At 69.3% G+C, this 14,014-nt stretch carries 10 protein-coding genes; all 10 read right to left on the reverse strand.

Annotated elements, in window-relative coordinates; translation table 11 throughout:
- Positions 1-4: 4 nt before the first annotated feature.
- A complete protein-coding gene (locus PFX98_RS11570; protein WP_285235354.1) occupies positions 5-775 on the reverse strand; it encodes a Vgb family protein in 771 nt (256 codons plus the stop codon).
- A gap of 156 nt (positions 776-931) precedes the next feature.
- Positions 932-2,446, reverse strand: a complete 1,515-nt coding sequence (locus PFX98_RS11575; RefSeq protein WP_285235355.1) for a tryptophan halogenase family protein — start codon at positions 2,444-2,446, stop codon at positions 932-934.
- 19 nt (positions 2,447-2,465) lie between these two features.
- The gene (locus tag PFX98_RS11580) at positions 2,466-5,348 is read right to left on the reverse strand and encodes a TonB-dependent receptor (RefSeq protein WP_285235356.1); all 2,883 of its coding nucleotides are present in this window, start codon (positions 5,346-5,348) and stop codon (positions 2,466-2,468) included.
- A 147-nt stretch (positions 5,349-5,495) separates the two neighbouring features.
- Entirely contained in the window at positions 5,496-6,545 is a 1,050-nt protein-coding gene (locus tag PFX98_RS11585) for an ABC transporter ATP-binding protein (protein ID WP_285235357.1), read from the reverse strand.
- Between the two features lie 16 nt (positions 6,546-6,561).
- Positions 6,562-7,905, reverse strand: a complete 1,344-nt coding sequence (locus PFX98_RS11590) for a GH1 family beta-glucosidase (protein ID WP_285235358.1) — start codon at positions 7,903-7,905, stop codon at positions 6,562-6,564.
- A complete protein-coding gene (locus PFX98_RS11595) occupies positions 7,905-8,735 on the reverse strand; it encodes a carbohydrate ABC transporter permease (protein WP_285235359.1) in 831 nt (276 codons plus the stop codon). Before PFX98_RS11595 ends, PFX98_RS11590 begins: the two co-directional genes overlap by 1 nt.
- 7 nt (positions 8,736-8,742) lie before the next feature.
- Complete coding sequence (locus PFX98_RS11600) at positions 8,743-9,663, reverse strand: carbohydrate ABC transporter permease (protein WP_285235360.1); 921 nt, start codon at positions 9,661-9,663, stop codon at positions 8,743-8,745.
- Positions 9,664-9,675: 12 nt separating this feature from the next.
- Positions 9,676-10,932, reverse strand: coding sequence for an ABC transporter substrate-binding protein (locus PFX98_RS11605; RefSeq protein ID WP_285235361.1), 1,257 nt, complete (start codon positions 10,930-10,932; stop codon positions 9,676-9,678).
- A 111-nt stretch (positions 10,933-11,043) separates the two neighbouring features.
- Positions 11,044-12,090 carry a LacI family DNA-binding transcriptional regulator gene (locus tag PFX98_RS11610; RefSeq protein ID WP_285235362.1) on the reverse strand — a complete coding sequence of 349 codons (1,047 nt, stop codon included), beginning with the start codon at positions 12,088-12,090 and terminating at the stop codon, positions 11,044-11,046.
- 64 nt (positions 12,091-12,154) lie between these two features.
- Positions 12,155-13,780: a TonB C-terminal domain-containing protein gene (locus PFX98_RS11615; protein WP_285235363.1), complete on the reverse strand. Its 1,626-nt coding sequence runs from the start codon at positions 13,778-13,780 to the stop codon at positions 12,155-12,157.
- Between the last annotated feature and the right edge of the window lie 234 nt (positions 13,781-14,014).

Consider the following 14,014-nt stretch of genomic DNA (forward strand, 5'->3'; position numbering starts at 1 on the left):
CCCGCTACCAGCGCCCCGCATGGCGCAGCACCCGGCCCGCCATGGTCTCGGCCACGTAGAGTCGGCCCTGGCGGTCGAACACCGGGTCGCGCGGCTCCCTGAGACCCTCGGCCAGCAGCTGCTGCCTGCCGTCGGGGCCGATGCGGGTGATGCGCCGCGCCTGCGGCTGCGCCACGATCAGCTCGCCCGCCGGGCTGAACGACAGGCCCACCGGGCCGGCGAGATCTGCAAACGGATGCAACAAGCCCTTGGCGTCGAGCCGCACGACCTGGTTGCCACGCCAGTCGTTGATGAAGGTGTCGCCGTTGCGCGCAAATGCCAGGCCATGCGGCCCCTTCAAGGCGACGACGGTACGCGAGCGCGTCGCCGAGGCGAAGGCGCGCACCTTGCCAGTCAGCTCGCAGACCCAGAGCTCGCCGTTGGGCGCAAACGCCAGATCGACCGGCGACTCGAGCTCATCGACAAAGGTCGAGACCGCGCCAGCGCGATCGATCTTGGCGATGCGACCGGCGCCGGTGTCGGCCACGTAGAGATGGCCCGCGGCGTCGAGTTCGAGGTCGTGCGGGCTTTCAAAGCCGCGCGCGATGCGCGTGAGCCGCCCGTCGACACCGATGCGCGCGATCTCGCCGCTGAGCTGCTCGGCCACATAGAGGCTGCCGTCGGGCGCGAACAGCAGGCCGCGCGGCTGCGCCAGCCCGCCGGCAAACTCGGCAAAATCGGTCGGCAAGCTAGCGGCATCGGCGGCCGTCGCCCCGCGCCAGGGAGGCAGAGCCATCAGCATGCAGGCGAGGAGTTTGCGTCTGGTGTGCATCATCACGAGTCCCCCGTCAGCCGTCGTCAAGGCCCGGTGCGCGGCGGCGGTGTCGGCGATGTTGCTACGGCCACCGCCCGCATGCAAGCCGGGCGCGGCGCGAGCCGGCGGACGCGCTTCTCAATCGAGCCGCGCGGCGCAATGCTTGGCGATGAACTCGGCGTGCGTGGGCATGGCCTGGGCGCATTTGCCCACCACGCGCTGGACGTTGTCCAGGTAGGCCTGCACCTCGGCCTCGGGCAGCAGGTCGGCAAAGGGGTGGTAGCCGCGTGGCTGCAGGCGCTGGCCCAGCATCACCTGCAGCCAGCTGACCTCGGTGAACAGCTCCACGCCATCGCGGTAGACGCGGCCATTGCTGGCGAACAGGTCCAGCTTGCGCTGCAGGCCCTCGGGGACGGGCATGTTGCGGCAGTAGTTCCAGAACTCGGAGTCGTCGCGCTGGGTGAGCTTGTAGTGCAGGATCAGGAAGTCGCGGATGCGCTCGTACTCCACGCGGGTGATGGCGTTGTACTCGGCGATGTCGGCGGCGTCGAAACCCGCGCGCGGGAAGTAGTCGAGGATGCGCGCCACCGCCATGTGGATGAGGTGGATGCTGGTGGATTCCAGCGGCTCCAGGAAGCCGCTGGCGAGGCCCACCGCCACGCAGTTGCGCACCCAGAAGGTCTTGGCGCGGCCGGTGCGGAAGGCCAGGTGGCGCGGCGCGGCGGTGGCCGCGCCATCGAGGTTGCGCAGCAGGATGGCCTCGGCCTCTTCCTTGTCCATGAAGCGGCTGCTGTAGACATGGCCATTGCCGATGCGGTGCTGCAGCGGGATGCGCCATTGCCAGCCGGCCGCGTGGGCGGTGGAGCGCGTCATCGGCAGCAGCGGGCTGACCGACTCGCAGGGCACGGCGATGGCGCGATCGCAGGGCAGCCAGTGCGACCAGTCCTCGTAGCCGGCATGCAGGGTCTGCTCGATCAGCAGGGCACGCATGCCCGAGCAATCGATGAAGAAATCGCCGGCCACGCGTTCGCCACTCTCCATCACGATCGCGGCAATGCCGCCATCGCCGTCGCACTGCTCCACCCGCGTGACCTTGCCCTCCAGGCGCTGCACGCCGCGCTGTTCGGCAAAGCCGCGCAGAAAGCGTGCATAGAGGCCGGCATCGAAATGGTAGGCATGGGCGATCTCGGCCAGCGGCGAGCCCGCCATGTCGTGGCGCGCGCGCATGAACTTGGCCTGGCGCGGCGCCACCGTGTTGATCGAGTACTCGCCCAGCGGCGCGGCCTTGCCCTGCGCCGCCATGCGCAGCCAGAAGTGATGGAAGGGCACGGTGTCGGCCATCTGGCCGACCTTGCCGAAGCCGTGGATATAGCGGTCGCCCAGCGCGCCCCAGTTGACGAACTCGATGCCCAGCTTGAAGCTACCGCGCGTGGCGCGCAGGAACTCGTCTTCGTCGATGCCCAGCGCCCGGTTGAACTCGGTGAGGTTGGGAATGGAGGCCTCGCCGACGCCGATGATGCCGATCTCGTCGGACTCGATCAGCCGGATCGAATAGGCCCGCCCCAGCGCCTTGGCGAATGCCGCGGCCGTCATCCATCCGGCGGTGCCTCCACCGACGATGACGATATTGCGCAGGGGCGGGTTGCTGTCCATGGCGGCGATTGTGGCCCGATCAGAACTTGTAGTTCACGCCCAGCAGGGTGGCGCGGCCGAAGTAGCGGATGTAGTTGGGCGTGAGCCCCGTGGCATCCGGGGCATTCGGGCCGACCGTCTTGCGGTTCATGGTGGGCTTGTCGAACAGATTGCTGACCTGCAGCAGCACCGACAGCCCCTTGTAGCTGCCATCCTCGAAGGCGTAGCCGAGCTGCAGGTCGGCCACCTTGTCGGCCGCCTGCTGCAGGGTGGTCGAGTTCAGGAAGATGTCGCGCGTGGTGGCCGTGAAGGGCGAGCGGTAGCGCTGGCTGATGCGGGCCGAGATGCCGTGGTTCTCGTAGTAAAGCGTCAGGCTGTTGGACAGGCCCGAGAGGCCGTTCAGTGGCACGTTGCGCTCGGTGCTGACGGTCGGGTCGGGGTTCTGGTCGCGGATCGAGCTGCTCAGCTTGGAGGCGCTGAACACCAGGCCGTAACCTTCCAGCGCCGGGTGCAGCAGGGCACCTTCCAGCGAGGCCGCGAACTCATAACCCTCCACCTTGCCGCCCGAGCCATTGGCCGGGCGGATCAGCGGTGCGATCGGCTTGGGCGTCACGCCGGGAGGCGCCACCTGCGGGAAGCCGCTGGCATCCACCGCCGTCAGCTGGTTGTAGATATAGCTCAGCAGGTTCTTGCGGAAGGCCGCCACCGAGACATAGCTGCGCTTGCCGAAGTAGCGTTCCACCGAGAGGTCGAAGCCGGTGGCGCGCCAGGGCTTGAGTTCGGGGTTGCCGGCATAGGCGGTGGTCCATTCGCCGGCATGCGGGGTGCCGGCCAGGTCGCCGATCACCGAGGGCGTGCTGGTGCCGGCGCGCATGTCGACGATATTGGGCCGCACGATGGTGGTGGCGGCGCCGAAGCGGGCGATCCAGTTGTTCCTGAAGTCGGCCACCAGGTTCAGGCTGGGCAGCACATCGGTGTAGCTGGTGCCGCCGCTGCGCTTGTACAGCAGGGTGGGATCCGGCGCCTCGTCATTGCCGCGGTATTCCCAGCCGTCGGAGTTCTGCTTCGCATGCGCCACCTGCACGCCGACATTGCCGCGCAGCGAGACGCCGAAGAACTCGCTGTCGATGTCGAGCTTGCCGAAGGCGGTGGTGACCTTCTCGCGCACATTCGAGTTGTTGGCCACCCATTTGCTGAACTGCCCCTCCTCCAGCGAGACCGTGCCGCCCTGCACCAGCGCCGGCACATCCACGCGCAGCAGCTCGGGGATGCCGGCCCAGCTCATGTCGAAGGGCGTGCCCACCACCGCGCTGGGGATGCTGCGGATGTAGTTGCCCGCGGCGTCCTTGGACATCAGGATGCGGTCCTCGTTCTTGGCCACGTCCTTGCTGCGCTCGGTGTAGTTGACGCCGCCGGTGAGGCCGCTGAAGAAGCCGTCCAGGTCGCGCTTCAGCGAGAGGCGCAGCGACTTGATCTCGTCCTTGATCTCGGGGTGGCGCACCGCGCCGATCCAGGCCTCGTTGGGCACCCAGTCCATGCCCTGCACGTCGCCGAAGGCCATCTTGGAGGGATTCGACAGATAGCCAGCCTGCACCGGCGTGAAGGTCTGCGGGCTGCCGTCGATGGGCACGTTCCACTGGTAGGCGCCATAGGTCCATTGCTTGGCGGCATGGTCGTAGGGGCCGCCGTAGGCCTCGGTGTAGCGCTCGTTGCGCTTGTCGCGCGAGTAGCTCAGGTCGGCCACGCCCTTCCAGTGATCGGAGAGCTTGAGTTCGGTGTTCCAGCCCAGCGCCGCGATATTGTCGGTGCGTTTGGTGTCGAAGTTGCCCACATTGGCCACCAGCTGCGAGGTGGTGGCGCTGGTGGCATAGGTGTTCTGGCCGATCTGGGTGGTGCCCACATTGGAGAGCGCGGGCGCGATGCCGGCCGACCAGTTGCCGAACAGGCTCTGCGCGAACTTGCCGCCCACCTCATGGGTGTCGAACTTGGAGTAGTACAGGTCCAGCTGGCTGTGCAGGCTGTCGTTGGGCTTGTATTCCAGCACCACCATCAGGCCGTCGCGCACATTCTTCTTGGTGGACGAGGTGGCGGTCCAGAACATCGGCAGCAGGGCCTGGTTGCCACCCACCTGGGCGGGCTTGTTGCCGCTCAGCGGCAGGCCGAAGGGCGTGTAGTCGCCATATTCCACCAGCTCGGTCTGCTTGGTCTGGCTGGAGGAATCCAGGCGCGCGAAGCCGGCCGCCACGCCGATGGTGTTGTTGGCGAACTGGTCCACATAGGAGAGGCTGAAGCGCGTGCCGGTGGGACTGGCGACGCCGGGCACCAGGGTGCCGTTGGAGTTGCGCTCGCCGCGCAGGTTGACGGCGATCTGGCGGCCGCGCGAGTCCAGCGGCCGCACCGTGCGGATGTCCACCGTGCCCGAGAGGCCCTGGCCGATCAGCGTGCCGTCGGGCGTCTTGTAGACCGAGGCGCCGCTCACCAGCTCGGCCGGGAACTGGTCGAACTCCACCGCACGGCTGTCGTTGCTCGAGACCATCTCGCGGCCGTTCAGCAGCACGCCGGAGAACTCGGGCGAGAGGCCGCGGATCGAGATCACATTGACGCGCCCATCGGGGCCGCGCTGGCCGGTCAGGCCGGGCAGGCGTGCCAGCGATTCGGCGATGCTGGCATCGGGCAGCTTGCCCAGGTCTTCGGCCGAGATCACCTCGATGATGGAGTCCGAGCCGCGCTTGAGCGCCACCGAGGACTCGATGCTGCGGCGGATACCCGTGACCACCACGGTCTCGAGCTGTTCGGGCTGCTGGGCCTGCTGCGCCTGCGCGGCGCCGGCGGCGATGAACAGCAGCGCGCAGGCTGCTGCCACCGGTTGAACGTCATGGCGGCCGCGGGCGGGCCGCTGGCGATGCTGCTGGGCGGTTTTCATAGGTCTCCTTATGTGTTGTCGGTCAGCTTCTTCAAATGCCTGAAAGCGCTTTCACGTTTTCTCAAATTTAACTGGTCCGGCTGCGCGCCTTCTCCAGACTTACCCTAGCGAGTGATTCGCGCCACATGGCCGTGGCGCCGGTTCTCTTCAGTCCAGGCCGCGGCCCTGGGCATCAAAGCCCAGCGCCTGGCCGGCGGCGGCCGCGAGGCCGACCGCAGCGCCGCTGTGCAAGCCCGGCGCGCCGGCCGCCAGCTTGGCGGTCAGCAGTTCGGCGATGCCGTCCACGCGCAGGTGCACGATGGAGACATCGCCCAGATGCTCGGCCAGCACCACGCTGGCGGGCACGCCACCCTCGGCGAGCCGCAGATGCTCGGGGCGCAGGCCCAGGCGCTGTGCGTCCGGCTGGGCGGCAGCGCCCAGCAGCGCCCAGAGCTGCCGGTGCGCCGCGCTGGCCCCGGCCCCGGGGCGATCCACGAAGTTGATGCGCGGTGCGCCGATGAAGCCGGCCACGAACTCGTTGGCCGGGCGCTGGTAGAGCGTGAGCGGGGCGCCCAGCTGCTCGATGCGACCCTGCCGGAACACGGCGATGCGGTCGCCCATGGTCATGGCTTCGACCTGGTCGTGGGTTACGTAAATCATCGTCGTGCCCAGCTCGCGGTGCAGGCGCGTCAGTTCGATGCGCATGTCCACGCGCAGCGCGGCGTCGAGATTGGAAAGCGGCTCGTCGAACAGGAACACCTTGGGCTTGCGCACGATGGCGCGGCCGATCGCCACGCGCTGGCGCTGGCCGCCCGAGAGTTCCTTGGGATAGCGTCCCAGCAGCTCGGTGATGCGCAGGATCTCCGCGCTGCGGCCCACCTGCTGCTGGCGCTCGGACTTGCTCACGCCGGCCATCTTGAGCGCGAAGCCCATGTTCTCGGCCACCGTCATGTGCGGGTAGAGCGCGTAGCTCTGGAACACCATGGCGGCGCCGCGGTCGGCCGGGCGCAGCTCGTTGGCGCGCTGGCCGTCGATCAGCAGCTCGCCGCCGCTGATCTCCTCCAGGCCGGCGATCATGCGCAGCGTGGTGCTCTTGCCGCAGCCCGAGGGGCCGACGAAGACCATGAACTCGCCATCGCGCACCTCCAGGTCCAGCCCCTGGATGACTTCGTTCTGTTCGTAGCGCTTGCGCAGGCCGCGCAGGGTCACTTGTCCCATCTGATCGCCCTCGCTGTCAGCGCACTGCGCGCTGCTGTTGCAGGAATTCGCGGTACCAGCGTGCGCTGTCCTTGAGCGTGCGCTGCTGGCTGGCGTAATCCACATGCACGATGCCGAAGCGCTTCTCGTAGCCCGAGGCCCATTCGAAGTTGTCCATCAGGCTCCACACCATATAGCCGCCCATGCGCACGCCCTGGCGCATGGCCTCGGCCACCGCGGCGATGTGGGCCGCGATGTAGCGGGTGCGGCCCTCGTCGTGCACGCGGCCGTCGGCGCTCAGCACATCCTTGAAGGCGCCGCCGTTTTCGGTCACGAACAGCGGCGGCACCGGATAGTCGCGCTGCAGGCGCAGCAGCAGTTCGGTGAGGCCCTCGGGGTAGACCTCCCAGCCCATGTCGGTGACCTCGCGGCCGCTGCTGTGCACGTCCCAGGGCTGGCCCGCGCTGACCACCGAGCGCGAGTAGTAGTTGACGCCCAGGAAGTCCATCGCCGCGGTGATGGCCTGCATATCGGCGGGCTGCACCGCGGGTGCGTCGCCGCCCAGCTCGTCCAGCACGTCCTGCGGATAGCGGCCCTTGAACAGCGGGTCCATGTACCAGCGCAGCAGGCGGCCGTCTTCCAGCCGGGCCTTGGCGCGGTCGGCCGCCGCGTCGCTGGCCGGGTGCATGGGCGAGAGGTTCAGCACGATGCCCAGCTCGGCCTTGCAGCCCTGGGCGCGCAGGGCCTGCAGCGCCAGCCCGTGGCTCAGCAGCAGGTGGTGCGAGACCTGCGCGGCCAGCTTGCGGTCCTTCAGGCCCGGTGCGAACACACCGCTTTCATGGCCCAGCTGCGCCACCACCCAGGGTTCGTTGTGGGTGGCGATCGAGACCACCCGGTCGCCCAGGCGCGCTGCCATGCCGCAGGCGTACTCGACAAAGCGCTGCACCGTCTCGCGGCTGCCCCAGCCGCCGATGTCCTGCAGCGCCTGTGGCAGGTCCCAGTGGTTGAGCGTCAGATAGGGCTTGATGCCGCGCGCCAGCAGGCCGTCCACCAGGCGCTCGTAAAAGGCCAGGCCGGCCTCGTTCCAGGCACCGCTGCCGCTGGGGCGTACGCGCGGCCAGGAGACCGAGAAGCGGTAGGCATCCACGCCCAGGCCGGCGATCAGGTCCAGGTCCTGCTCCCAGCGCTGGTAATGCTCGCAGGCGATGTCGCCGTTGCTGGCGTCGGCGATCGCGCCGGGCTGGCGGCAGAAGCTGTCCCAGATGGAAGGGCCCTTGCCATCGGCGCTGGCGGCGCCCTCGATCTGGAAGGCGCTGGTGGCCACGCCCCAGACGAAGCCGGGCGGGAAGGATGTAGAAGATGAGTCTGGCAGGTGTTGCATTACTTGACGGCGCCCACGGTGAGGCCCGAGATGAGTTGTTTGGAGCACAGCACGAAGAGCACGATGAGCGGCAGGGTGGCGATGGCCGAGCCGGCCATCAGCGCGCCCCATTCGGTGTCCACCGGGCTCTGCAGGCTGCGCAGGGCGAGCGGCAGGGTGTACATATCGGGCGAGCGCATCACCACCAGCGGCCCGATGAAGTTGTTCCAGGAAGCGATGAAGGTGATCAGCCCGAGCGTGCCCAGCGCCGGCTTGAGCAGGGGCAGCACGATGCGCGCGTAGATGCCCAGCTCGCTGCAGCCATCCATGCGCGCCGCCTCCACCAGCTCGCGCGGAATCGCGCTGCCGACGAACTGGCGCATCAGGAAGATGCCGAAGGCGCTGGCGGCGCCGGGGATGTAGAGGGCGCGCGGCTGATCGATCCAGCCCAGCAGATCCATGATCATGAAGCTGGGGATCATGTTCATGAAGCTGGGCAGCAGCATGGTGCCCATCACCAGGGCGAACAGGGCCTTCTTGAAGCGGAACTCGAACATCGCGAAGGCATAGCCGCCCATCGAGCAGAACAGCAGGGTCAGCAGCGTGGAGGCGATGCCCACATAAAGGCTCCAGCCCAGATTGCGCCAGAACGGCAGGCGCTTGGTGAGGATGGCCAGGTTGTTCGCCAGGTCGTCGCCGAACCACATCGGTGGGGGCAGGCTGAAGATCTCGCTGCGCGAATGCGTGGCGAACACGAACATGAAGTAGAAGGGCGCCAGCATGATGAGCGTGCCGAGGCCGACCAGACAGTAGGCGGCCCAGGGGGCCATGTGTTGGGCTTGTCGTCTCATCTCGTGCTCAGCGTGTGCGCGGGCGGAAGGCGCGGTTGGTCAGCCAGGTGAGCAGGGCCACCACCAGGAACAGCAGCCAGGACATCGCGCTGGCGGCGCCGAAGTCGTTGAAGTCGAAGGCGTTGCGGTAGAGATAGACCGCGGCCGTCATGCCGGCCTGGTCGGAGCCGCCCTTGCCGCCGGTGAGGATGAAGGGCTCCTCGAACAGCTGCAGGCCACCGATCACGCTCAGCGTGACGCCGAAGAAGATCATCGGCCGGATGCTGGGCAGTGTGATGTGGAAGAACTGCTGCAGGCGGCCGGCGCCGTCCATGGTGGCGGCCTCGTAGAGATCGGGCGGGATGGTCTGCAGGGCGGCGAGATAGAGCACCACGTTGAAGCCCACATAGCGCCAGAACACGATCATCGAGATGGCGGGCTTGAGGGCATCGGGGTCGTTGAGCCAGTCCACCGCCTGTGCCGGCAGCAGGGCGCCCAGCAGCGGCACTTCGCGCAGCAGCGCCAGCAGCAGGTTGATGAGGCCGTAGTCGGTCGAGAACAGCGAGCTGAACAGGATCGCGATGGCCACCGAGGAGGTGATGTAGGGCAGGAAGTAGGCCCCCACCACGGCATTGCGCCAGCGCTTGAAGCCCAGGTGCAGAAAGCTCGCCAGCGGGATCGCCACCAGGTGCTGGGGCAGGCCGGAGGCCAGCGCCAGCCAGCCGGTGTTGGCGAGCGATTTCCAGAACCATTCGTCCCGCAGCGCGAAGGCGAAGTTGTCCAGGCCGACGTAGTGCATCGCCGCCAGGCCGCTGGTGGGCTCCCAGCTCTGGAACGAGAGGTAGAGCGAGAAGGCCAGCGGGAACAGGCCGAACACCAGGAACAGCAGCAGAAAGGGTGCCAGCAGGGCATAGGGCGCCCAGCGCGGGGAGAGGCGGAGGTGCTTCATGGTCTTGTTGTCTCAGCGCAGCGCGCGTTGCTGCAGCAGGCGTTGGGCGTCGGCCAGGGCGCGATCGATGGCCTTGCCGCGCTCCAGCACCTTGTCGAGCTCGGTATCGATCACCTCGCGTGCAAAAGCGTCCTGCTTGTGCACCTGCACTGCGCGGATCTGGCCGGCCGCGGTGCGCCAGTCGCGCCGCGCGCGCTGGCCACCCAGGAAGGCCAGGGGTTCGTCGAAGAAGGCGTCGTCATAGGTCTCCAGCAGGGCTGGAAAGGCGTCCTGCGACTTGAAGGCCGCCAGCTGGCGCGCGCGGTTCAGCGTCATCAGCTGGATGAACTGCCAGGCCAGCGGCTTGTTGGCCGCATCGGCCAGGCGCGGGATGGCGAAGAAGGTGCCGCCATAGGCCGCGAAGGCGCCCTCGGGCAGCTGCGCGGCGCGCCACAGGCCGCGTGTGCTGGGCGCCAGCCAGTTGTTCAGATGCCCGGCCAGCCAGGCCCCCGACATCTGGGTGGCGACGCCGCCGCGTTTGAAGCCCTCGCTCCAGTCGGAGGACCAGGCGGTCACGCGCGCATCGAGCTTTTGCTGGCGCACCGCACGCGCCAGCTCGAAGGCGCGCACGAAGCGCGCCGTGGTCACCAGCGGGCGCGAGTCCTTGTCGAAGTACATGCCCTCGCCGGGCTGGATGCCGGTGCGTATCAGGATGTCCTTCATGTCGCGGGCATGGGCCAGCAGGTAGGCGCCGGTGGCGGCCTTGATCTTCACGCCGGCGGCCACATAGCCCTCCCAGCTGCCGGTCAGATTGGCCTCGCCGAGGCCGGCCTTGGCGAGCAGGTCCTGGCGGTAGAGCAGGGTGCCGGGGCCGATGTCGGTGGGCACGGCCAGCACCGCGCCGGCGGGCGTGCTGGCCTGCTCGAAGGCATAGGGGACGAAGCGCGCCTGGTAGCGCCGCAGCTCGTAGGGCGGGCGCGCCAGGTCTTCCAGCCCGGCGCCCTGGGCAAAGCGGCCCAGATAGCCCACCTCCAGCGCCATCACATCGGGCAGGTAGACGGCGGTGGAGAGCGCCGTGGTCATGGCGGTGTGGTGGTCGTTGAGCTCGCGGCTCACCACCTTCACCGCCACCGTCGGATGCAGCTGCTGCCAGGCCGGCAGGGCGGCGCGCACGATCTCGTCCACGGCGGGGAAGGCGGCCACGGTGATGCTCTGCTGGGCCGCGGCCGGCCCGGCCAGCAGCCCCACGCTCGTACAGATGCCAACCAAGGTCCGGGCCGCAAGCCGCATGCCGATGTCTCCGCCGCGCCTGTCGACGCCGTCGTTATGTGATGTTTATGAAAGCGCTTTCATGATAAGTGGCGGGCGGCCTCGATGTCAATCGAGGGTAATTGCCGGGGCCTACTTCAGAGGCCGGGTGGACGAGCGCACGATCAGGCGCGGTTCGGGCAACTTGCCGCTGGGCTTCTGGCCCGCCAGCAGTTGCAGCAGCGCTTGCGCCGCCAGCCGGCCCAGCTCATGGGCGGCCTGGTGGATGGTGGTGAGCGGCGGCAGCGAATGGGCGGCGCCGGCCAGATCGTCGAAGCCCACCAGCGATACATCCTCCGGCACGCGCAGGCCGCGCCGATGCAGGGCCAGCGAAGCGCCGAAGGCCATCTGGTCGTTGGCGGCAAAGATGGCCGTGAAGGGTTCGCGACTGTCGATCAAGCGCTCCACCGCCATCAGGCCGCTTTCCTCATGGAACTTGCCGGGCAGCACCAGGCTGGGCTTGTAGGGCACGCCGGCGGCCTCCAGCGCGGCGCGGTAGCCGCGCAGGCGCTCCTGGGCGTCGGGGTGCACCGGGTCGCCGGCGATGAAGGCGATCTGGCGGTGGCCCTGGCTGAGCAGGTGGTGGGTGGCCAGGCGCGCGCCCTCGAAATCGTTGAAGTCCAGCGCATAGAGGCCGCTGGCCTTGAGGCTGCGGCCGGTCACCACCACCGGCAGCTCCTTGGCGAGCTTGCGCAACGCCTCGTCGCTGAGGCGGCCGGTCAGCACGATGATGCCGTCCACGCGGCGCGAGCGCAGCACGTCGATACAGCGCTGCTCCTCCTGCGCGTTCCAGTGGCCGCTCACGAACAAGGGGCTGTAGCCGGCCGGGCTCAGTTCCTCCTCGATGCCGCGCAGCGCCACACCGTAGAAGGGGCTGTCGATCGCCTGCGTCACCACGCCCACGCTCAGGGTGCGCCCGCCGGCCAGGCCGCGCGCGATCGGGTTGGGGATGAAGCCGAGCTCGGCAATCGCGCGATCGACGGCCTCGCGCTTTTCCTGGCTCACCACCGCCGTGCCGTTGAGGATGCGTGACACCGTGCTGGGCGAGACGCCGCAGGCCTCGGCCACCATGCCCAGGGTCACCTTGCTGCCCGGCTTGCCCGTGGTGGTCGTTGCATTCTTGCGTGCGCTGCTTTTCATGGCCTGTGTGCGGTTGCGGCGGGCTAGTTTAAGCGGCAGGATTGCGAACCCCGCCGCGAGCGCCTCAGTACAGCCGGATCGCCATGTCGAAGTGCCAGCTGCGGCGGATCTCGACGACGTCGTATTCGCGCGCCAGCGCGGGCTGGAAGGCTGGGTAGTTGGCCTGGCTCTGCACCACGCGGCGGATCGCCTCGTCGATGGCCGGCACGCCGCTGGAACGCACGAAGCTCACCGATTCCACCGAGCCATCGCTGCGTATCGCCACCGTCACCATGGGGTCGGTGTGGGGCTGCTTCACCGCCTCGCGCACCAGTTCAAACGTCATGTTGAACTGGATCTTGCGGGCCCAGGCTTCCGCGTACATGAGCAGTTCGGCATTGGCGTCGCTGCGCCCGAACAGGCGCCCGCGGCGCGCGCTGCTGGCCGCGGCCGGCAGCGTCGGCGACTGACGTGCCGCGGCCGCTGCCGCTGCCGCTGCCGCGTCGCGCCGGTCGGCCTCCTCGTTCAGCTGGCGCCCGATGGCCCGGAGCCGGGCTTCGCGCTGCTCCACCTCGGCCTGCGCGGCCGCCAGCTTGGCGGCGTCGGCGCGTGCGGCTTCCTGCCGGGCAGCGTCCTGACGTGCCGCCTCCTGCCGGGCGGCCGACTGCCGCGCCGCTTCCTGGCGCTCGGCCTCCTGGCGTGCGGCTGCGGCGCGCACCCCCTCCTGCCGTACTTCCTCCTGTCGGGCCAGCTCCTGCCGCGCGGCCTCCTGCCTGCTCGCCTCCAGCCTGGCATCCTCGGCGCGCTGTGCCTCGCGCCGCTCGGCCTCCAGCCGCGTGGCCTCGACGCGCGCCGCCTCGAGTCGCGCGGCCTCCTGCTTGGCCGCGGCCTGCCGCGCCAACTCCTGTCTGGCCGCCTCCTGCCTGGCCGCCGCGCGCGCGGCCTCCTGGCGTTCGCTCTCCAGTCGCAGGGCCTCCAGGCGCGCGGCCTCGATGCGCGCCACGTCCTGGCGCGCCTGCTCCTGCTGCTCGGCCTGCTGGCGCGCCTCCTGCCTGGCCCGCTCAAGCTCGGCGCGTTCCAGCGCGCGTTCCCAGGCGCGCAGGTCCGCGCGCAGCTGCATGGCCGCGGCCGCCTCGCGCGGCGGCAGCATCGGCGCGGCAGGCGCGGGCCGGACCTGCGGGCTCGATGCGCTGGCCATGGCAGCCATCGCCGGCATGGATGCGGCCACCGGCGGGACCGGCACGTTCCACCTGGCGGCGTCGGCGCGCGGCAGCGCGATCACCGCCGGGCTCGGTGCGATGGCGGGGCTGAGCTCCGCGGACGGCTCGGCGCTCAGGGTCGGGGCGCTGAGCTCCGCCGTGGCCGTGGGCGGCAGCGCTGCCGGCGCGGGTGCCTGGGCCGCCGCCTGTTCCAGCTTGGGCGCGGCGGCCTGCTCAGGCGGCGGCAGCGCGGGCGGTGCCGGCTGCGTTGCCGGCTGGGTTGGCGCCTGCGGTGGGGGCGAGGGCGCGACGGCAGGTGCAGGGGCGAGGCGCACGCGCAGCTCGGGCACCTCGGCGCGCCGATCCTGCCAGGGCAGGCCCAGGCCCGGCAGGCCCAGCCCCTGGCCGCCCAGGGTCAGGCTCAGCAGCAGGCCATGCACCAGCAGCGAGACGAGCAGCGCGCGCTGCGCGTCCGGCCCGGGCAGCGCGTGGACATTCCTCGTGATTCGCATTGCCGCCATTTTCGTATGCAAACCGCCCTGGCCCTGCACAGGGTGAGCCCGGGGGCCCTACCCATCGGCGGGGCGGCGACTACCCGCCGCTTCGATGGCGCTTTGCCGGGGCGGCGGCCAACATGCTGACCAGCCCCGCGGCGGTTTGCGCAGCAGCTCCAAGCCACGGGAATTCCGCTCTCTCAGGTCCGCTACGCCAACGTCAGGAGAATCCGATGCCTCTGTCCCCAAGCC

The sequence above is a fragment of the Paucibacter sediminis genome (genome assembly GCF_030254645.1).
Lineage (GTDB): Bacteria > Pseudomonadota > Gammaproteobacteria > Burkholderiales > Burkholderiaceae_C > Paucibacter_B > Paucibacter_B sediminis.

Bases quoted from the DNA above. Each gene is read 5' to 3' on its own strand.
- PFX98_RS11570 (WP_285235354.1), bottom strand. From the start codon at position 775: ATGGCTCTGCCTCCCTGGCGCGGGGCGACGGCCGCCGATGCCGCTAGC.
- PFX98_RS11575 (WP_285235355.1), bottom strand. From the start codon at position 2,446: ATGGACAGCAACCCGCCCCTGCGCAATATCGTCATCGTCGGTGGAGGC.
- PFX98_RS11580 (WP_285235356.1), bottom strand. From the start codon at position 5,348: ATGAAAACCGCCCAGCAGCATCGCCAGCGGCCCGCCCGCGGCCGCCAT.
- PFX98_RS11585 (WP_285235357.1), bottom strand. From the start codon at position 6,545: ATGGGACAAGTGACCCTGCGCGGCCTGCGCAAGCGCTACGAACAGAAC.
- PFX98_RS11590 (WP_285235358.1), bottom strand. From the start codon at position 7,905: ATGCAACACCTGCCAGACTCATCTTCTACATCCTTCCCGCCCGGCTTC.
- PFX98_RS11595 (WP_285235359.1), bottom strand. From the start codon at position 8,735: ATGAGACGACAAGCCCAACACATGGCCCCCTGGGCCGCCTACTGTCTG.
- PFX98_RS11600 (WP_285235360.1), bottom strand. From the start codon at position 9,663: ATGAAGCACCTCCGCCTCTCCCCGCGCTGGGCGCCCTATGCCCTGCTG.
- PFX98_RS11605 (WP_285235361.1), bottom strand. From the start codon at position 10,932: ATGCGGCTTGCGGCCCGGACCTTGGTTGGCATCTGTACGAGCGTGGGG.
- PFX98_RS11610 (WP_285235362.1), bottom strand. From the start codon at position 12,090: ATGAAAAGCAGCGCACGCAAGAATGCAACGACCACCACGGGCAAGCCG.
- PFX98_RS11615 (WP_285235363.1), bottom strand. From the start codon at position 13,780: ATGCGAATCACGAGGAATGTCCACGCGCTGCCCGGGCCGGACGCGCAG.